General features: G+C 69.7%; 17 protein-coding genes, 1 tRNA gene, 1 other RNA gene and 1 riboswitch. Of the genes, 11 read left to right on the forward strand and 8 right to left on the reverse strand.

All coding sequences use genetic code 11. From position 1 onward, the window contains the following. Positions 1-28 precede the first annotated feature (28 nt). The 4 genes from FB384_RS10525 to FB384_RS10540 all read left to right on the forward strand — a co-directional run bounded on the left by FB384_RS10525 (position 29) and on the right by FB384_RS10540 (position 2,348). Positions 29-895 carry an oxidoreductase gene (locus FB384_RS10525; protein ID WP_183782116.1) on the forward strand — a complete coding sequence of 289 codons (867 nt, stop codon included), beginning with the start codon at positions 29-31 and terminating at the stop codon, positions 893-895. 167 nt (positions 896-1,062) lie between these two features. Continuing rightward, complete coding sequence (locus FB384_RS10530; RefSeq protein WP_183782119.1) at positions 1,063-1,284, forward strand: hypothetical protein; 222 nt, start codon at positions 1,063-1,065, stop codon at positions 1,282-1,284. Between the two features lie 277 nt (positions 1,285-1,561). After that, positions 1,562-1,900, forward strand: coding sequence for a hypothetical protein (locus tag FB384_RS10535; protein ID WP_183782122.1), 339 nt, complete (start codon positions 1,562-1,564; stop codon positions 1,898-1,900). A 46-nt stretch (positions 1,901-1,946) separates the two neighbouring features. Further along, the gene (locus FB384_RS10540; RefSeq protein ID WP_183782125.1) at positions 1,947-2,348 is read left to right on the forward strand and encodes a DUF2267 domain-containing protein; all 402 of its coding nucleotides are present in this window, start codon (positions 1,947-1,949) and stop codon (positions 2,346-2,348) included. 155 nt (positions 2,349-2,503) lie between these two features. Here FB384_RS10540 and metH read toward each other — a convergent pair whose 3' ends face one another. From metH to gndA, 6 genes are all read right to left on the reverse strand, one after another. Further along, positions 2,504-6,232: a methionine synthase gene (gene metH, locus FB384_RS10545; protein WP_183782128.1), complete on the reverse strand. Its 3,729-nt coding sequence runs from the start codon at positions 6,230-6,232 to the stop codon at positions 2,504-2,506. Positions 6,233-6,245: 13 nt separating this feature from the next. Continuing rightward, positions 6,246-6,331, reverse strand: a riboswitch (S-adenosyl-L-homocysteine riboswitch). A gap of 221 nt (positions 6,332-6,552) precedes the next feature. Continuing rightward, positions 6,553-6,641: transfer RNA gene (locus FB384_RS10550), tRNA-Ser, on the reverse strand. Between the two features lie 191 nt (positions 6,642-6,832). Beyond that, positions 6,833-7,492, reverse strand: coding sequence for a GNAT family N-acetyltransferase (locus FB384_RS10555; RefSeq protein ID WP_183782131.1), 660 nt, complete (start codon positions 7,490-7,492; stop codon positions 6,833-6,835). A gap of 120 nt (positions 7,493-7,612) precedes the next feature. Then, entirely contained in the window at positions 7,613-8,320 is a 708-nt protein-coding gene (locus tag FB384_RS10560) for a potassium channel family protein (protein WP_221212693.1), read from the reverse strand. Next, positions 8,313-9,686: a TrkH family potassium uptake protein gene (locus tag FB384_RS10565; RefSeq protein ID WP_183782134.1), complete on the reverse strand. Its 1,374-nt coding sequence runs from the start codon at positions 9,684-9,686 to the stop codon at positions 8,313-8,315. Before FB384_RS10565 ends, FB384_RS10560 begins: the two co-directional genes overlap by 8 nt. Before the next feature lies 1 nt (position 9,687). After that, on the reverse strand, positions 9,688-11,127 hold the full coding sequence (gene gndA, locus FB384_RS10570) for an NADP-dependent phosphogluconate dehydrogenase (RefSeq protein ID WP_183782137.1): 1,440 nt from the start codon (positions 11,125-11,127) through the stop codon (positions 9,688-9,690). Between the two features lie 66 nt (positions 11,128-11,193). Here gndA and FB384_RS10575 point away from each other — a divergent pair, with 66 nt between their 5' ends. Then, positions 11,194-12,051: a helix-turn-helix domain-containing protein gene (locus tag FB384_RS10575; protein ID WP_183782140.1), complete on the forward strand. Its 858-nt coding sequence runs from the start codon at positions 11,194-11,196 to the stop codon at positions 12,049-12,051. Between the two features lie 411 nt (positions 12,052-12,462). Here FB384_RS10575 and FB384_RS10580 read toward each other — a convergent pair whose 3' ends face one another. Next, entirely contained in the window at positions 12,463-12,669 is a 207-nt protein-coding gene (locus FB384_RS10580; RefSeq protein ID WP_183782143.1) for a hypothetical protein, read from the reverse strand. Between the two features lie 275 nt (positions 12,670-12,944). Between FB384_RS10580 and FB384_RS10585 the strand changes: the two genes are divergently transcribed. The 3 genes from FB384_RS10585 to FB384_RS10595 all read left to right on the forward strand — a co-directional run bounded on the left by FB384_RS10585 (position 12,945) and on the right by FB384_RS10595 (position 16,280). Beyond that, positions 12,945-13,211, forward strand: coding sequence for a DUF397 domain-containing protein (locus FB384_RS10585; protein WP_183782146.1), 267 nt, complete (start codon positions 12,945-12,947; stop codon positions 13,209-13,211). Positions 13,212-13,290: 79 nt separating this feature from the next. Further along, an RNA gene (gene ffs, locus FB384_RS10590) (signal recognition particle sRNA small type) lies at positions 13,291-13,383 on the forward strand. Positions 13,384-13,871: 488 nt separating this feature from the next. Beyond that, positions 13,872-16,280 carry a DNA polymerase III subunit gamma and tau gene (locus FB384_RS10595; protein ID WP_183782150.1) on the forward strand — a complete coding sequence of 803 codons (2,409 nt, stop codon included), beginning with the start codon at positions 13,872-13,874 and terminating at the stop codon, positions 16,278-16,280. A gap of 111 nt (positions 16,281-16,391) precedes the next feature. Here the strand turns inward: FB384_RS10595 and FB384_RS10600 are convergent, their stop codons facing one another. Then, the gene (locus FB384_RS10600; RefSeq protein WP_258937029.1) at positions 16,392-17,306 is read right to left on the reverse strand and encodes an N-acetylmuramoyl-L-alanine amidase; all 915 of its coding nucleotides are present in this window, start codon (positions 17,304-17,306) and stop codon (positions 16,392-16,394) included. A 77-nt stretch (positions 17,307-17,383) separates the two neighbouring features. Here FB384_RS10600 and FB384_RS10605 point away from each other — a divergent pair, with 77 nt between their 5' ends. Genes FB384_RS10605 through FB384_RS10615 form a run of 3 tightly spaced genes read left to right on the forward strand, consistent with a single transcriptional unit; the run spans position 17,384 to position 18,984 of the window. After that, positions 17,384-17,749 (forward strand): YbaB/EbfC family nucleoid-associated protein, encoded by a 366-nt coding sequence (locus FB384_RS10605; RefSeq protein ID WP_183782153.1) that lies wholly within the window; start codon positions 17,384-17,386, stop codon positions 17,747-17,749. 2 nt (positions 17,750-17,751) lie between these two features. Continuing rightward, positions 17,752-18,348 carry a recombination mediator RecR gene (gene recR / locus FB384_RS10610; protein ID WP_183782156.1) on the forward strand — a complete coding sequence of 199 codons (597 nt, stop codon included), beginning with the start codon at positions 17,752-17,754 and terminating at the stop codon, positions 18,346-18,348. Between the two features lie 27 nt (positions 18,349-18,375). Further along, positions 18,376-18,984, forward strand: coding sequence for a uridine kinase family protein (locus FB384_RS10615; protein WP_407676077.1), 609 nt, complete (start codon positions 18,376-18,378; stop codon positions 18,982-18,984). Positions 18,985-19,137: the final 153 nt, after the last annotated feature.

A 19,137-nucleotide genomic window follows, 5' to 3' on the forward strand; every position in this document is an offset into this window, starting at 1 on the left:
CGTACCGGGCGCGGCTAGCGTCGCGACCATGGATACCTACTCCCTCGGCGAGTTTCCCGTGCGTCGCATCGGTTTCGGCGCGATGCAGCTGCCCGGCCCCGGCGTGATGGGGCCACCGCGTGACCGCGACGAGGCCATCGCCGTGCTGCGCCGCGCCGTCGAACTCGGCGTCGACCACATCGACACCGCACAGTTCTACGGACCCGACGTCGCGAACGAGCTGATCCGCGAGGCGCTGCACCCGTATCCGGCCGACCTCGTGCTGGTGTCCAAGGTCGGCGCTCTCCGTGACGCACAGGGTGGGTTCGTCCCCGCGCAGCGCCCCGGCCAGTTGCGGGCCGCCGTCGAGGAGAACCTGCGCACGCTCGGCGTCGACCGGCTCGGGGTCGTGAACCTGCGCCGGATGGACGAGCACGAACTGCCCGCCGATCAGCTGATCCCTCTCGAGGATCAGCTCGCCGAGATGGTCGGGCTGCGCGCCGAGGGCAAGATCGCGGGAATCGGCATCTCGACCGCCACGTACGCCCAGGTGCAGCAGGCCATCGAGCAGGCGGGCATCGTGTGCGTGCAGAACGCGTTCAGCCTCGTCGACAGGAAGGACGCCGAGGTACTGGACCTGTGTCACGACGCGGGGGTCGCCTACGTGCCGTACTTCCCGCTCGGGTCGGCGTTCCCCGACATGCCGAAGGTCACCGACAACCCCGCCGTCCAGGCGGTGGCAGAGCGCGTCGGCGCGTCGCCCGCGCAAGTCGGGCTCGCCTGGTTGCTTGCCCGCCGCGACAACGTGCTGCTGATCCCCGGCACGTCACGCGTGGCGCATCTCGAGGAGAACATGCGGATCGCCGACGTCGCCCTGAGCGAGAACGACATGGCGGAGCTCGAGCGCGCCGCGTGACAGGCGCTGCCCCGGTGCCCGATCGCCGTGCGCCGGGGCGTGTCGGCGGCCGGCAGGGCGGAACCAGGCAGGGCCCGCCCCGGTGGGCCCGCGTGCGGTGAGACGTGCGGTTTGGCGACGCGGCGATGCGGGTACGAACCCGCAGAGCCACCGAGAAGGGAGACAGCGTGGCACGAACAGCGCATTACCGCGCCGCCGACACGGACAGTGCGCCGGCTATCACGGTGCGCGACGATCGCGGCATTCCGGTGACCGAGCTCGAGCTGCAACACGACGTCGATGGCCCCAACGACATCGACGGCGAACTCCTCGCAGCCGGTTTCAACCGCAGCGCCGACTGGTCCAAGGTCGACGACGGGTGGGTCGCCCCCGTGGTTCCTGCGGATTAGCAGCCGCAGCGGGTGTCCCGCGAGTCCAATCGTCTCCCCGATCGGCCGGCGCCCATCGCGATGCCGGGCCGGCCGGTCGTTGCCCGGCCGGAACAGGAGGGGCCATCGATGAGTGCGGACCGCGAATCCTTGAAAGCAGCACTGTCCTCAGTTGACTCCCCCGCCGACGGAGCGACGTCGGTGTCCGAGGTGGGCGTCGACCCCGATCGTCGAAGAACTCGGCGAGAACCGGGGAAGTTGACCACATCGACCTTCCACGTCCTGTGAGGTGCACCCGATGACGTCCGACAGCGTCCTGCCCCTGCCCGACTACGACGAATTGCCGATCGCGAAGCTGCAGCACCAGATTCGCGCACTGTCGGCCGACGACATCCAGACCCTGATCGACCACGAGCAGCAGCACGGCAACCGCACACCCGTGCTGGAGCTGTTGCGAACCCGGCAGCAGGAGCTCGCCGACGGGGCCGAGCCGTCGGGCGGCGATCAATGGGACGGCACCGGCAAGCCCGCGGACACACCGCACGGCTCGCCCGTCTCTCGTGACACCGCAGCCGGTCCGGGCGCTCCGCTCCGGCACGGTGTCGCCGGCCAGACTCCCGACCGCGACAGGCCGTGACGCGGGGTCGCAGCATGCCACCGCCCACGGGGAGGAGGAACCAGTGATGACCGACGTTCCCGGCCAGGACAGTGCCGAGCTGGAAGAGTTCGTTCGTGCGGCGCAGCAGCGCGCCGGGCTGGAGTCGTACAACGAGGCCCATCAGCTGTGCCGCGCAACCGCGCGGGCCCTGGGCACCTCCGTTTCCGGAGGGCAGGCCAAGCAGTTGGCGCAATGGCTGCCGGACGTCCTGGAAGCCGAACTCGGTGACAAGAGCGGACACGCCGAGCGGTTCGACAAGACGACCTTTCTGAACAAGATCGGCGGTGAGACCCACACGGTCGACATGGAGAGCATGGAGCGCCAGGCCTCCGCGGTGCTGTCCGTGCTGCGTTCGTGGGCGCCGACCGGTCAGGTCGACGACACGATCGCCCAGCTCCCGCGGGAGCTGTCGGCCTTGTTCGAATGACGGTCTGGCGCGAGTGCCCGTCGGCAGCGGCCCTCGCGCACGCCTACCACCACTGAGAACCCGGACAGCTGAGAACCCGGACAGCGAAACGCCGGGTGGGTCGCGTCGGACCCACCCGGCGTTTCGCCGGCGTTCGGCTACTCGGCGTCCGCGGCTCAGTCCTCCGGGTCGTAGCCCAGGTTCGCCGACAGCCAGCGCTCGGCCTCGGCCATCGACCAGCCCTTGCGCTCGGCGTAGTCCTCGACCTGGTCACGGCCCAGTCGGCCCACCACGAAGTACCGCGACTCCGGGTGGCTGAAGTAGAAGCCGGAGACCGCCGCGCCCGGCCACATCGCCATCGACTCGGTGAGCTCGATACCGGTGGTGTTCTCGACGTCGAGCAGCTTCCACAGCGTCTGCTTCTCGGTGTGCTCGGGGCACGCCGGGTAGCCGGGCGCGGGCCGGATGCCGTCGTACTTCTCCTTGATCAGGCCGACGTTGTCCAGCTCCTCGTCGGGGGCGTAGCCCCAGAACTCCTTGCGCACCCGCTCGTGCATCCGCTCGGCGAAGGCCTCGGCGAGCCGGTCTGCCAGCGACTCGAGCAGGATCGCGTTGTAGTCGTCGAGGTTCTCCTTGAACTCGGCGATCTTCTTCTGCGTGCCCAGGCCCGCGGTCACGGCGAAGCCGCCGACCCAGTCCTCGAGACCGGTCTCCTTCGGCGCGACGAAATCGCCGATGGAGCGGTTCGGGACGCCTTCGCGGTGCTCGCCCTGCTGGCGCAGGTTGAACAGCGTCGACAGCGTCTCCTTGCGCTGCTCGTCGGTGTAGAGCTCGATGTCGTCGCCGACGGCGTTGGCGGGGAAGAAGCTGATGACGCCGCTGGCGGTCAGCCACTTCTCCTCGGTCAGCTTGTCGAGCATCGCCTGCGCGTCGTCGTACAGCTTGCGCGCGGTTTCACCGGTCGACGGGTTGTTGAGGATGTCGGGGAACGAACCCTTCATCTCCCACGCGTTGAAGAACGGCTGCCAGTCGATGTAGTCCCGCAGCTCGGCCAGGTCGTAGTCCTCGAACACGTGCACGCCCGGCTTGGCCGGCGTCGGCGGTGTGTACGACGACCAGTCGATCGGGGTGCGGTTCTCCCGCGCCTGCTCGAGGCTGATCAGCGGTTTGCCCTGCTTGTTCGCGTGCCGGGCGCGCAGCGCGTCGTAGTCGGCCTGCACGTCGGCCATCAGCGTCTCGCGCTGCTCCTCGTGCAGCAGCGAGGCCACGACCGGCACCGAACGGGAGGCGTCCTTCACCCACACCACGGGGCCGTCGTACTTGCGGTCGACCTTGACGGCCGTGTGGGCACGCGAGGTGGTGGCGCCGCCGAGCAGCAGCGGGACGTCGAACTCCTGGCGCTGCATCTCGGAGGCGAAGTTGACCATCTCGTCCAGCGACGGGGTGATCAGACCGGACAGGCCGATCACGTCGGCCTGGTGCTCCTTGGCGGCGTCCAGGATCTTCTGGGCGGGCACCATCACGCCGAGGTCGATGACCTCGAAGTTGTTGCACTGCAGCACGACGCCGACGATGTTCTTGCCGATGTCGTGGACGTCGCCCTTCACGGTCGCGAGCACGACGGTGCCGTTGGTGTCCTTCTCGCCGGTCGTGCCCGCGTCGGCCTTCTCCTGCTCGATGAACGGGATCAGGTAGGCCACGGCCTTCTTCATCACGCGGGCGCTCTTGACCACCTGGGGCAGGAACATCTTGCCCGCGCCGAACAGGTCGCCGACGACGTTCATGCCGTCCATCAGCGGGCCCTCGATGACCTCGATCGGCCGGCCGTTGCGCTCGGCGATCTCGGTGCGCAGCTCCTCGGTGTCGGCCTCGATGTGGGCGTCGATCCCCTTGACGAGCGCGTGGGTGATCCGCTCGCCGACCGGCAGCTCGCGCCACTCGTCGGCGGTCTCGTCGGTGGAGGTGCCGTTGCCCTTGTACCGCTCGGCGAGCTCCAGCAGCTGCTCGGTCGCGGCCTGCGAGTCGTCGGTGCGGTTGAGGATTACGTCCTCGATGGCGTCCCGCAGGTCGGGGGCGACCTCGTCGTAGACGGCGAGCGCGCCGGCGTTGACGATTCCCATGTCCAGGCCCGCGTCGATCGCGTGGTACAGGAAGACCGCGTGGATCGCCTCGCGCACGGTGTTGTTACCGCGGAAGGAGAACGACACGTTGGAGATACCGCCGGAGATCTTCGCTTCCGGCAGGTTCTCCTTGATCCAGCGGGCGCCCTCGATGAAGTCCATGCCGTACGTGGCGTGTTCCTCGATACCCGTCGCGACCGCGAACACGTTCGGGTCGAAGACGATGTCCTCGCGGGGGAATTCGACCCGGTCGACGAGGATGTCGTAGGCGCGCTTGCAGATCTCCTTACGGCGCTCGAGGTTGTCCGCCTGCCCGTCCTCGTCGAAGGCCATCACGACGACGGCCGCGCCGTACTTCTTGCAGAGCTGGGCCTGCTGGATGAACTCGTCCTCGCCCGCCTTGAGCGAGATCGAGTTGACGATCGGCTTGCCCTGGATGTTCTTCAGGCCGGCCTCGATGACCTCCCACTTGGAGGAGTCGACCATGATCGGCACACGGCTGATGTCGGGTTCGGAGGCGATCAGCTTGAGGAAGCGATCCATCGCCTCGACACCGTCGATCATGCCCTCGTCCATGTTGACGTCGATGACCTGCGCGCCGTTCTCGACCTGCTGCACGGCCACCGACAGGGCGGTGTCGTAATCGCTGTCCTTGATCAGCTTCCGGAACTTCGCGGAGCCGGTGATGTTGGTCCGCTCGCCGACGTTCACGAACAGCGACGAGTTGTCGACGTTGAAGGGCTCGAGGCCGGACAGGCGCATCGCGGGCTCGGGCTCGGCGGGCACGCGGGGCGCCAGGCCCTCGGAGGCCTTCGCGATGGCACCGATGTGCTCGGGCGTGGTGCCGCAGCAGCCACCGAGCACGTTGACCAGGCCCGCCTCGGCGAACTCGCGGACCACGGGTGCCATCTGCTCGGGGGACTCGTCGTACTCGCCGAACGCGTTGGGCAGGCCGGCGTTCGGGTAGCAGTGCACGAAGCAGTCCGCGATGCGGCTGAGCTCGGCGGCGTACTGGCGCATTTCGGCGGCACCGAGCGCGCAGTTCAGGCCGACCAGCAGCGGGTTGATGTGCCGGATCGAGTTCCAGAACGCCTCGGTGGTCTGGCCCGAGAGCGTGCGGCCCGAGGCGTCGGTGATGGTGCCGGAGACCATGACCGGCCAGCGACGGCCCCGCTCCTCGAAGAGCGTCTCGAGCGCGAAGATGCAGGCCTTCGCGTTGAGGGTGTCGAAGATCGTCTCGATCAACAGCAGGTCGGCGCCACCGTCCACGAGGCCGTTGGCCTGCTGCAGGTACGCCGTCACCAGCTCGTCGTAGGACACGTTGCGGGCGCCCGGGTCGTTGACGTCCGGGGAGATCGACGCCGTGCGGTTCGTCGGGCCCATCGCGCCCGCCACGAACCGGGGCTTGTCGGCGGTCGCGAACTCGTCGGCCGCCTTGCGGGCCACCTGGGCGCCCTCGTAGTTCAGTTCGTAGACCAACTCCTGCATCTCGAAGTCGGCCTGCGCGATGGTGGTCGCGCTGAAGGTGTTGGTCTCGACGATGTCCGCGCCCGCCTCGAGGAACTGGCGCGTGATGCCGCCGATCAGGTCGGGCTGGGTGAGCACCAACAGGTCGCTGTTGCCCTTGACGTCGCAGCTCCAGTCCGCGAAACGCTCGCCGCGGTACTCGGCCTCGCCGGGCGACTCCTGCTGGATCATCGTGCCCATCGCACCGTCGATGATCAGGATTCGCTCACGCAGGAGCGAGGTGAGCTGGTCGGTGCGGTCTGGCTGAATGTTGCTCATGCCCTGCCTTCCTGGTCGGAAGGCGTCCTTGGAGGTTCTCACCGAGCGTGGCGGGCTGCCCCCTGGCGATGGCAGCCCGTTGCAACGCCTCTCGGCACGTCCCAGCCTAAGGTGTGCCCGGCCGTTGGTCGCGAGCGTTTTGCGAGGAAGCTCACCGCTCGGTTGACCGCAGGCCGCTCGGTTGTCCCTGAACGCCTTGGTCGACCTGCGCGCGCTCGGTCGTGCTGAACGCTCGATCGTCCCTGAACGCGGTGGAACCGGCGCCCTGGTGGAACGACGAACGCCGGGCGGCCCCAGAGGGAGCGCCCGGCGTTCGTGGCTGGCGGAGGATACGGGATTCGAACCCGTGAGGGCTATTAACCCAACACGATTTCCAATCGTGCGCCTTAGGCCGCTCGGCCAATCCTCCGCGGAAAAGGGTACAGGACCGTGAGTTACCGCTGATAGCGGGTCTGAGCTGCGGCGACCACGGCGCCTGTGCACCCGCCGTGGTGGCCCTCAGCGGGTCCTCTCGGCGCCTGTGTCGGCTCTCGGCGGCTCCTCACAGGCCGGTCACGTGGCGGGGGCGGTGGGCACGTCTCACCACACGCACGAGACAGCTCAGGACGCCGCTGATCCGTCGGCGCCGAGCAGCGGCAGGCACGGCTCCAGGCCGTCGATCGCCACGTCGACGGCCTGGTGCCGCTCCCATGCCTCGCGGGTGAGCACGAAGCGGTGGCCGGTGCGGCGGCGGCCGAGGACGGCGTGGCGGGCGGTGCCGTCGTCGGCGTAACCGAGCTTGCGGGACACCCGCGCCGACGCGGGATTGTCGTCGAACGACTCCGAACGGGCGACCTCGGCGCCCATGCCGGCGAACGCCAGGTGCAGCACCGCGGCGCGCATCTCCGTGCCGATCCCCGTGCCCTGGTAGTCGCGCCCGAGCCAGGAACCGCTCCCGATCTCGTGGGTGACGGCGAACTCGGTGGCTTCGAGGCTCTGCTGTCCGACGACGATGCCGCCGGACAGCACGGTCAGCGGCAGCGCCCATTTGTCCTGGGTGAGCTCGCCGCGCATGCGGTAGTGGTGCTGCACGACGGAGCGGGCGACGACGTCCGGCGGCGCGTCGGTGAAGGGCGTGAGGAACGGCATCGTGTCCGGTTCGTGGATGCCGCCCGCGGCGAGTTCGGCGAGCGCGGCCAGCTGGTCCTCGTCGGGCAGTCGCAGTTCCAGGCGCGGTGTGCGCACTCGCAGCCCGAGGAAGGGGAAGTGGTCGGCCAGCATGCCGCCAGTATCGCTGCGCCGTCGATCGATTTTCCGGAGATACGCACCGTGACCGCCTCGGCCAGCATGTCGCGCCCCAAGGAGCCCTGCGGGGCACCCACGCCCCCGAGGGGTGGTTACTCAGCGTGGGGGTGTCGACGTGAGGTTGGCGAAGTTCTCCACCTGGTCGCGACGGCCTGCCACGACGAGGAGGTCGTGGCGCTCGACGATGCTCTCCTGGGTGGCGTACGTGAACTTCTCGCCGGGCCGCTTGATGCCCACGACCGTCACGCCGTAGCGCTTGCGGATCGCCGTCTGCCCCAGCGGAACGCCCAGCACCTCGTCGGGCGCGGTCGTCTTGACGAGCGCGTAGTCGTCCTCGAATTCGATGTAGTCGAGCATCCGCCCCGTCACGAGGTGCGCCACGCGTTCACCCATGTCGTGTTCGGGCAGCACGACGTGGTGGGCGCCGACTCGTTCGAGGATCCGCCGGTGTCGCTTGCTCGTCGCCTTCGCCCAGATGTGTGGAATGCCGAAGTCGGCGATGACCGACGTCGTCAGGATGCTCGCCTCCATGTCGTCGCCGATGCTGACGACGGCGCGCTGGAAATCCGGCACGCCGAGCTGGACCAGCGCGTCGGGGTCCGTCGTGTCGGCGACGGCCGCGTGGGTCAGTTCGTCGGCGAAGTGCTGCACGAGTTTCGGGTCGCGATCCAGCCCGAGCACTTCGAACCCGCTCGCGATCAGCTCCAGCGCCAGTGAGCCACCGAAGCGGCCGAGCCCGATGACCACGACACGGTTGACGTCGTGGGACGTCCGCGGCGCATTCCTGCTCCCCCACCTAGCCAACGATCGGCCTCTCTTCCGGAAGTTCGTATCGACGAGAACGGTCCCGCAACGCCAGCGCGGACGCCAGCGTGATGGGGCCGACGCGTCCCAGGAACATGAGCAGTGACAGCACGAGGTCTCCCGCCGTGCCGATCTCGCCGGTGATACCGGTGGAGAGCCCGACCGTCGCGAACGCCGACACGACCTCGAACAGCACCTGCTCGAGGCGGAACGGCGTGAGCGCGAGCAGTGCCAGGGTGCTCAGCATGACGGCCGCGACGCTGAGCAGCACCACGGTCAGCGCCTGTCGCTGCACCAGGGCCGGGATCTTGCGGCCGAACGCGTGCGCCGACGGCTCACCCTTGATCTCCGAGTAGATGACGAACGCCAGCAGCGCGAACGTCGTCACCTTGATGCCGCCCGCCGTGCCCGCGCTGCCGCCGCCAATGAACATCAGGATGTCGGTGACCAGCAGCGTTCCCGATTCCATCTCGCCGACGTCGACGCTGTTGAACCCGGCCGTCCGCGGCATCGCACCGTGGAACGCTCCGGCGAGCAGCTTGCCCGCCAGCCCGAAGCCGCCGAGCGTGTCCGGGTTGTTCCACTCGGCGATGGTGATCACGACGATGCCGATGCCGAGCAGCACGCTCGTCGTCAGCAGCGTCAGCTTCGCGTGCATCGACCAGCGCCGGACCTCGTCGCCGCGGCGGCGCGGCCGCCGGTGCCGCCACAGCTCCAGCCACACCGGGAAGCCCAGTCCACCGGCCAGCATGGCGAGCATGATCGGCACACAGATCCACGCGTCCGTGGCGAACCCCATGAGGCTGTCGCTGTAGAGAGCGAAGCCCGCGTTGTTGAACGCCGAGATCGCGTGGAAGACCCCGTGGTACGCCGCGCGCCCCGCTTCGTAGCCGTAGCCGGTGGCGAACCTGAGCGCGAGCACGACCGCGACGACCAGCTCCAGCAGCAGCGACACGCTGATGACGCCGCGCACCACTCGCCGCACGTCACCGAGATCGAGCGCCTTCGTCTCGGCCTGCGCCGTCAGCCGCATCCGCAGGCCGAACCGCCGCGACACGAGCAGCCCCAGCAGCGACGCCGTCGTCATGATGCCGATGCCGCCGAGCTGGATGAGCCCCAGGATGACGATCTGCCCGAACGCCGACCAGTGCTCGGGGGTGTCGACGACGATCAGCCCGGTGACGCACAGCGCCGACACCGACGTGAACAGCGCGTCGACCAGCCCGGTGGTCTCACCGGGCTGGGCCGCGACGGGCAGTGCGAGCAGCACCGTGCCGCACCCGACGACGAACGCGAACCCCGCGACGACGACGCGTGCCGGCTGCCGCCAGCTCGGCAGTAGGCGCTTCGCTGAGCGGCCGGTCACCTCACGCTGGGTGTTCGGGACGGCCGTCGGCGGCCCACTCGGTGTGGAACACGCCGTCTCCGTCGACCCGCCGGTAGGTGTGGGCGCCGAAGAAGTCGCGCTGTCCCTGCACCAGTGCCGCGGGCAGCCGCTCGGCGCGCAACGCGTCGTAGTAGGCCAGCGCGGTCGAGAAGCCCGGTGTCGGGATGCCGAGGCGCACTGCGGTCTGGACCACCGACCGCCAGGAGTCCTGGGCGTCCTCGACGGCCTTGCGGAACCCGCCGCTCGTCAGCAGTGTCGGCAGTCCCGGCTCGGCGGCGTAGGCGGCGCGGATGTCGTCGAGGAAGCGTGCCCGGATGATGCAGCCGCCCCGCCAGATCGCCGCGACCCTGCCCAGATCGATGTCCCAGCCGTACTCGGCGCCGCCCGCGAGGATCTGGTTGAAGCCCTGCGCATAGGCGACCACCTTGGAGGCGTAAAGCGCCCGCTCGACGTCGTCCGCGAACCGCTCAGCCTCGGAGCCGGACAGCGGGGCGCGGGTAGGACCGGCCAGGCCGCGGGTCGCCGAACGCAGATCGGCGTGGCCGGACAGTGACCTGGCGAACGTCGCCTCGGCGATGCCCGTGATCGGCTCGCCCAGGTCGAGTCCGATCTGGACCGTCCACCGGCCGGTGCCCTTCTGCTCGGCCTGATCGGCCACGACGTCGACGAAGGGCTTGCCCGTCGCGGCGTCGACGTGGCCGAGGACCTCGGCGGTGATCTCGATCAGGTACGACTCGAGCCGTCCGGTGTTCCACGTGCGGAAGACGTCGGCGATCTGCGCCGGTTCGTACCCGAGCGCGCCACGGAGCAGGTCGAACGACTCCGCGATCAGCTGCATGTCCGAGTACTCGATGCCGTTGTGGACCATCTTGACGAAATGGCCCGCACCATCCGGACCGATGTGGGCGGCACACGGCTCACCGTCCACGTGCGCCGAGATGCTCTCCAGCAACGGGCCCAGCGACTCGTACGACTCGGCGGAACCACCCGGCATGATGCTCGGCCCGTGCAGCGCGCCCTCCTCGCCGCCGGACACGCCGGTGCCGACGAAGTGCAGACCACGTTCCCGCAACGCGGCCTCGCGACGACGGGTGTCGGCGAAGTGTGCGTTGCCCGCGTCCACGATCACGTCGCCCTCGTCGAGCAGCGGCGCGAACTCCTCGATCACGGCGTCGGTCGGCCCGCCCGCCTTGACCATGACGACGAGTTTGCGCGGGCGCTCCAGCGCGTCGACGAACTCGCGCGCAGAGTGAGTGGGCACGAAGTCACCTTCGTCACCGAACTGTTCCACCAGCTCCCTGGTGCGGGTTTCGGAGCGGTTGTGCAGGGCGACGGTGTGCCCGCGGCGAGCGAGGTTGCGGGCCAGATTCCGCCCCATCACGGCGAGTCCGGTCACGCCGATATCGGCCTTCTTCGTCATGGGCCTAACCCTACGCCGACCTCCTGCTTTGGGGCAGCGGCGAGAAAAGGTAACGTTCATCCCGCCATGGCAAGCACCGTGACCTCTCGCCGCAAGCAACTCGGCAACGAGTTGCGGCATGCGCGTACCAACGCGGGGATGACGCAGCAGCAGGTGGCTGCGATCCTCGGCTGCACGCAGGGCAAGGTCAACAAGATCGAGTCCGGCGCCGTCGGAGCGAAACTCGGCGATGTCCGGACCATGATCGATGCCTACGGTGTCTCCAGCGAAGAGTCCGACACGCTGCTGAACCTCGCGCGTGCCGCGGCCGGGCAGCGCGGCCACTGGTCCGGCTACCGATCCGTGGTGCCGCACTGGTTCCGCACCTTCACCGACCTCGAACCCGCGGCCGCCGAGATCATGACGTGGCACGGCGAGCGCATTCCGGGGCCGCTGCAGTCCGAGCACTACATGCTCAAGCAGTTCACCGAGTTCGGCTCGGCCGACATCACCTCGCTCGTGCGCGCCCGCCTCGACCGCAAGGCCGTGTTCGATCAGGAACAGCCGCCGTACTACCGGTTCATCCTGTCCGAATCGGCGCTGCGCAGGGCGCCCGGCGGGCGCTCACCCGGCGTGATGCTCGATCAGATGGAGCACCTGCTCGAGCTGGAACGCCGCACCCGGGTGTACATCCACGTGCTGCCGTTCGACGCGAAGCTCGCCGCCGTGCCCAACGACTTCACGATCATGCGCTTCCCCGACCGGACCCGCGACTTCGTCTACGTCGAACACTCCGCGGGTGGTATCTACCTCGACGACATGAAGGACTTCCAGATCTTCGTCGACTCGTGGGACCGCCTGCGCGGCGCCGCGCTGGAACGGGGCGAGACGCGGGAGTTCGTCCAGGAGATGGCGGCGCACTACCGCTCCCAGCTGGTCACCTGAGGCGGTCCGGCGAGCAGCAGGGAAGCGACACGTTCGCGGGCCTGCCGGAGCGAGGTGTGATGCGGGAATGTGGCGCGTGTTTGCGCGGCCGAGGCACGTTCGCCGGACTGGGTGCCGAGAGCCGGGATGTGGCGTGTGACACGAACGCGGGCGTGCAGCACGCGGAGTGATCGCGGGTGGTTCTGTTGTCCGTGGGATGGCGGCACGCGATGGGCCGTTCGCGCGGTGGCTGCACGCGCGGTGGCTGCACGCGCGGTGGCTGCACGCGCGGTGACGACGCGGCCGACCGCGGGCGGCGGGGTGATTCGACCGGTGGCGTTCGGCGGCGACCGCTGCCGGACTCGGGCGGTGCGCCGGTCGAGGGCACCGCGGCGACAGGGCGCTGTGCAGTGAGTGGCCCTTCGAGGTGGGTCAGAGGCGGGCGACGTACCGCGAGGTGAGCCTGCGGTCGTCCGGGGCGCCGTCCTGTTGCGGCGGGCGGCGGCTGACGAGGCCCGGTCCGAACCGGCGGGGTTTGCGCGGCGAGGGCAGCGCGGGCACGGCGTGATCGGTGAGGTCGGGGACGTCCGGCTCCGTGGTCGGTGCGCCCGCCCGGGGCATCTCAAGTCGTACGGCCATATGCACTCCACCCCCAGAGAGCACGCTGTGCGCGCGCTTGCGGACTTGTGGTTCGCCTCTCAGCGGGTGGGCCGGGGTCGACCCGCCGCCGAGCGTTAGGAATAATCCTAGGACGGGATTAATCACGGTGTCGACCGGCGTTCGTGAAGTTCCCACGGATGGACGCACGCTTTTGTCGGTTTGACGTCTGGGCACAGGGATAAACCGGAACAGCGACACGAAATCGGGCCAGCTCACCGAGCTGGTGCCGGTGTCGCCCTGGTACGGAGGTAGAGATGGCCGACCGCGCAGTGGAGACGGATTATTACGACCCGGCAACTGTTGTGAGCCGGTTCGATCCGACCGGGTGGCAGAAGTCGTTCGCGAGCGAACCCAACGGTGGAAACTGCGTGGAGGTCAACCTCGGCGACGCCTGCGGCGACGGCAACGTCGGCGTCAGGGACACCAAGCTCGACGACAGTCCCGTCTTCATGTTCACCCGGGGCGAATGGCAGGCGTTCGTCACGGCCGTAAAGGCAGGTCAGTTCGATCTGCCCGCCTGAGCGTCCTGCTCTCGGCGGCCGGGCGGGCGGTCTGGCCGGACCCCGTTCCGGAGAACCGTCGCCAGGCCGTAGACTGGGCACCGGACCCCCGCGGCGTCCACCCTGTGAACCTCCCCAGGGCCGGAAGGCAGCAAGGATAAGCAGGCTCTGACGGGTGCGGGGGTCCCCTTTTTTTTGTGGGGATCCGACTCTGTCTCGGCGGCGCATCCCTCCCTGTTCTTCGTGTTGCAGTGCTCGGGTCCCGTGCCCGGCCGGTGCTGTGCCCACCGGTGTACGTCACCGTGCTGTTGGCGAACCGCCAGGCGCATGTCCTGCGTTCAGCACCGCGTGTTCTGCACTCAGCACCGCGTCTTCTGCATCCGGGCGGTCGTCGTCCGGCTACTGCCCCTCAACGACGCGATGCCGCGCGACTGTCTCGTCGCGCATGTCCTGCTCAGTCGTTGTCCGGTCACTCAGCGCAGGAGGCCATCCGGGTGCGTGACGGGCCTCCGCGGGCCCGAGTGCAGGACATGCGTGCGCGAGTGCAGGACATGCGTGCGCGAGTGCAGGACATGCGTGCCCGAGTGCAGGACACGCGTGCCCGAGTGCAGGACACGGGGCGGGGAGGGTCGGGGCGAAGTGCTCGTCCGGGTGTCGGTGCGGGCCGGTACGCTCGCTGCCGTGGCTCTCGCGCTGTACCGCAAGTACCGGCCGTCGACCTTTGCCGAGGTCGTGGGGCAGGAACACGTCACCGAGCCGCTCCGCACCGCGCTGGCGGCCGGACGTATCAACCACGCCTACCTGTTCTCAGGGCCCCGCGGCTGCGGCAAGACGTCGAGCGCTCGCATCATGGCGCGCTCGCTCAACTGCGAAAGCGGGCCCACGTCCGATCCCTGCGGCGAGTGCGGCCCGTGTAAAGCGCTTGCGCCGGAAGGTCCAGGCAGCGTCGACGTCACCGAACTCGACGCCGCCAGCCACGGTGGCGTCGACGACGCTCGTGAACTCCGCGACCGCGCCTTCTACGCGCCCGCCGAGTCGCGCTACCGCGTGTTCATCATCGACGAGGCCCACATGGTCACGACGCAGGGCTTCAATGCCCTGCTGAAGATCGTCGAAGAACCGCCAGAACACCTGATCTTCATCTTCGCGACCACCGAGCCGGACAAGGTCCTCACGACCATCCGCTCGCGTACCCACCACTACCCGTTCCGGCTGATCCCGCCGACGGCCATGCGCGAACTGCTCGAACGGAACGTCGCTGCCGAGGGCATCAACGTCGAACCGGCCGTGTACCCGCTGGTCGTGCGTGCCGGCGGCGGATCCGCGCGGGACACCCAGTCGGTGCTCGACCAGCTCCTCGCCGGTGCGGGCCCCCAAGGCATCACCTACGACCGCGCGGTCGCGCTGCTCGGGGTCACGGACGCGGCGCTGATCGACTCCATGGTCGACGCGCTCGCCGCCGAGGACCACAAGGAGGTCTTCGCCACGATCGACCGCCTGGCCGAGGCCGGTCACGATCCGCGCCGGTTCGCCAGCGACCTGCTCGACCGCTTCCGAGACCTGATCCTCCTACGTTCCGTTCCGGACGCCGCGTCGAACGGCATGGTCGCCGCGCCGGAGGAGGAGCTCAACCGCATGTCGGCGCAGGCCGAACGGGTCGCGCCCGGCACGCTCACCCGCTATGCCGAACTGCTGCACAACGGCCTGCGCGAGATGCGCGGCGCCACCGCGCCCCGGCTGCTGCTCGAGTTGCTCGCCGCGCGCATGCTGCTGCCCGAGGTTGCCGACGACGAGGGTGCGACGCTGCAGCGCCTCGAACGTCTCGAACGGCGTATGACCGCCGGGGGTGGTGCCGCTCCGGCAGGTGGGGCGGCACCGGCCGCGGAAGCCGCGCCGGAGCGAACGTTCGAACGGCCTTCGCAGCGTGCGCAGAAGGCCGAACCGGCCGCGCCCGTCCAGGCAGCCGCCCAGGCCGAGCAGGCGTCCGCGACCGCGTCGGCGCCGGAGGCGCAGGCCGGTTCGGCGGATTCGCCCGCCCCGGCCGCGCCTGCGCAGGCACCGTCTGCTCACACCCAACCCACAGCACAGGACCAACCCACAGCACAGGCCCGACCGGCAGCGCAAGCCGCGACGCCGGCATCCGGCGGGGGCGCAGCGCAGTCGGTACCGGCGGCCCAGCCGGCAGCTTCGGCACAGCCGGACGGGTCGGCCCGGCCGGAACCGGATGCGCAGGAGGCCCCGGCGGCTCAGCCGGGGCAGATCGACGCGGCGGCGTTGCGCCAGTACTGGCCGCAGCTGTTGTCGACCGTGCGCAAGGCGAGCCGCAGCACGGAGGCGATGCTCACCAACGCGACGGTGCACAGCGTCGAGGCGGGCGGTGTCACGCTCACGCACACGGCCGAGCCGTTGGCGCGGCGGTTGTCGGAACCGCGCAACGCGGACTGCATCGCGGCGGCTCTCGGCGAACTGCTGGGCGGCCGGTGGCAGGTGCGATGTGTGCACGCGGGAGCCGCAGGTGCCCCGCCTGCCCAGTCGGGCACGGCGGCTCCGGCGCAGGGGACATCAGCGCAGGGGAACTCGGCACGGCAGGTGGCCCCGTCGGCCGGCGGTGCCCCGTCCGCGTCGACCGCCGCCGCTCCGGCCTCGGCTGGCAGCCGGCCCGCCGACGCCGGGTCCGGCGGCACCGCGCCGACCGGCCACGAGGCGACGTCCGGGGCCGCGGCGCAAGCCGCATCACCGGACAACGCATCACCCGACAACGCATCACCGGACAACGAATCACGGGACAACGCCTCACCGGACAACGCGGCCCGGCAGCAGCGTCCGTCGGGAGCCACCGACTCGGCGGACGCGGGGCCGAAGGTGACGACGACCGAGCCCGACATTCCGCTGCCTCCGGAGCCGGAGGACGACGAGTACGGCGCCCCCGAACCGCCGCCGGGTCCCGGACCGGCCCGGACGGAGCGGTCGCAGGGCCCGTCCGGCAACGGCAGTGCACAGGCCGCGCCGACGTCCTCCGATTCGGACGATCCGGAGGACGTCGCACAGCGGCTCCTGACGGATCATCTCGGTGCCCGTCCCATCGACTGACAGTTCGCTGCTCGCTGCGCGGCTCCGGCCTACCGGCGGTGACGGTCCGCGCTCCGGGAGGTTCCGGGAACTTCCCGCGGCGCCGGGAAGGTTCCCGGTCGTGGCGGGCGATCAGCGGTCGAGGTAGCGCAGTACTCCGCGGGTGATGGCCTCGGCGTACTGGCGGTGTCCTTCGGCGGTCGACATCGCCGCCGCCTCGTCGGGGTTGCGCATGTTGCCGCATTCGACGAGCACCGCGGGCACCGTCGACAGGTTGAGCCCGGCCAGGTCCGCGCGTCCGTCGAGCCCGTCGGTCGAGGCGATGTAGTCCGCCTTCGGCAGGCCCGTCGATGCCATCCCCGCCACCATGGCGCGCGCCAGCCTGGGCGCGGCGGTCCGCTGGGCATCGTTCAACGGCGGGTCGGAGTAGATGACGTGGAAGCCGTTCGCCTCGGCCGCGGATCCGTCGGCGTGGATCGACACGACCGCGTCGGCGTCGTTTCGGTTGCCGATCGCAGCCCGCTGGTCGACGCACGGGCCGACGCCGTCGTCGGCGGAGCGGGTGAGTACGACGCGGACGCCACGGTCGGCCAGTTGCCTGCGCACCTGCTGGGCGACGGCGAGGTTGAAGGCGTGTTCGGGGTAGCCGTCGGCGGTGCTCGTGCCCGTCGAGTTGCACTGTTTGCGTGCCCCGCGGCCGTTCGGCACCTGGCGTTCGATCCGGTCGAGGTTGGCCCCGTTGCCTCCGTTGTGCCCGGGATCGAGGACGACGACGTCGCCTCGCGGTTCCCGGCCGGAGTCCCTGCCCGGCGCCGCACGTGACTGCCGGCCCTGTGCCTGCCCGTCCGGGGCCCGGTCCGGTTCACCGGTCGCGTTCCGCTCCGTGCTGACGACCGCCGAACGCTGGGTCGCCGCGCGTTGGTCGCCCACTTGGCCGCTGGATGCGGGTTCGGCCGCTGAGCAGGCCGTCGCCAGCATGCCGATACCGATCGCCGCAACGACCCCGCGGGCCGACGCGGTGGCGAACCTGCCCCCCGAACTTCGCACGGTGTCCACGGTGCCACAGGTGCGGCGACTAGGCTGGCCGGTACAGCCAGCTCAAGCGAGAGATCGGATCGACCACCATGGCGCAGCCCGGCGGCGGAATGCCCGACATGCAGCAGATCATGCAGCAGGCGCAGCAGATGCAGCAGCAGATGCTCGAGGCGCAGGAGGAGATGGCCAACGCCGAGGTCACCGGCACCGCAGGCGGCGGCAAGGTGACCGCAACGGTCAGCGGCGAGCTCGAGCTTAAGAAGCTCGACATCGACCCGGGGATCGTCGACCCCGAGGACGTCGAAACGCTGTCCGACCTGGTGGTGGCGGCCGTCCGCGACGCGACGAGCAACGCGCAGCAGCTCCAGCAGGAGAAGCTGGGCTCCATCACGGGTGGGCTCGGCGGCGGCGAAGGCCTGCCCGGCATGGGCAACCTCGGCCTCCCCGGAATGTAAGCGTGTACGAAGGTGTCGTTCAGGACCTGATCGACGAGCTCGGCAGGCTGCCCGGGGTCGGTCCGAAGAGTGCGCAGCGGATCGCGTTCCACCTGCTCGCCTCGGATCCGCAGGACATCGGGCGGCTGCGCGAGGTGCTCGGCAAGGTCGCCGAGGGCGTGCGGTTCTGTGAGATCTGCGGCAACGTCTCCGAGGCCGAGCGGTGCCGGATCTGCAACGACCTGCGCCGTGACGCCACGTCGGTCTGTGTCGTCGAGGAGCCGAAGGACGTCCTGGCCGTCGAGCGCACGCGTGAGTTCCGCGGCCGCTACCACGTGCTCGGGGGTGCGCTGGACCCGTTGTCGGGTGTCGGGCCCGACCAACTGCGCATCAAGGACCTGCTCACGCGTATCGGGTCGGAGGAGATCACCGAGGTGATCATCGCGACCGACCCGAACACCGAGGGTGAGGCCACGGCGACGTACCTGGTGCGGATGCTGCGTGACTTCCCGGGGCTGACGGTCACGCGGCTGGCTTCCGGCCTGCCGATGGGTGGCGACCTCGAATTCGCCGACGAGTTGACGCTCGGCCGCGCGCTGTCGGGCCGCCGCGCGCTGTGACCCGCCATGGGGCCGGACTGCGGCACGGTGCGTGACGGTCGCGCGGTCGACGCGGCCCGCGAGCTGGCCGACCGGGTTCTCGCCGTGCCGCCGCGGCTCGGGGCGGTGCGGCTGATCGCGATCGACGGGCCGTCGGGTGCGGGGAAGTCGCACCTGGCGGCCCGGGTCGTCGACGTTCTTCGCGGCCGCGGGGCCGATCCTGCGCTGGTGAGTACCGACGACTTCGCGACGTGGGACGACCCGGTGTCGTGGTGGCCGCGGCTGGCCGCGGGGGTGCTCGAACCACTCGCGGCCGGCAGGCCCGGTCGGTTCCGGCGCACCGAGTGGACCGATGAGGGGGAGCCGGTCGCCGGTGCGCAGGTGGACGTTCCGGTACCGGACGTACTCGTACTGGAAGGCGTGTCGTCGGGCCGCCGGTCGGTGCGGGCTTCGACCTCCGTGCTGTGCTGGTTGGACCACGCGGACCGGGACGCCCGGTTGGCGCGCGCGGTGGCCCGCGACGGCGAGTGGTCCAGACCGCACCTGGAGCGGTGGCAGCGCTTCGAGGCCGGCTGGTTCTCGGTGGACGAACCTCATGAGGCGGCCGACGTGACGTACTCGTCCGAACGGTCTAATCCATTCGTCGCAGGGCGCTGAAAATTTTGGTTTTCAGGCACTATCCGTGTCCGAATTCGTGAATTAGTCGCCGGAAACGACTGTCAAGTAGCCCGATCGTAACCTCAAGTACTTAAGGAACCGGCAACGAGCCGCTAAGGTCTGCCCCCATCTGCGCCCACCTGGGCGTAACCC

Source organism: Prauserella sediminis, assembly GCF_014195435.1.
Taxonomy (GTDB): Bacteria; Actinomycetota; Actinomycetes; order Mycobacteriales; family Pseudonocardiaceae; genus Prauserella; species Prauserella salsuginis.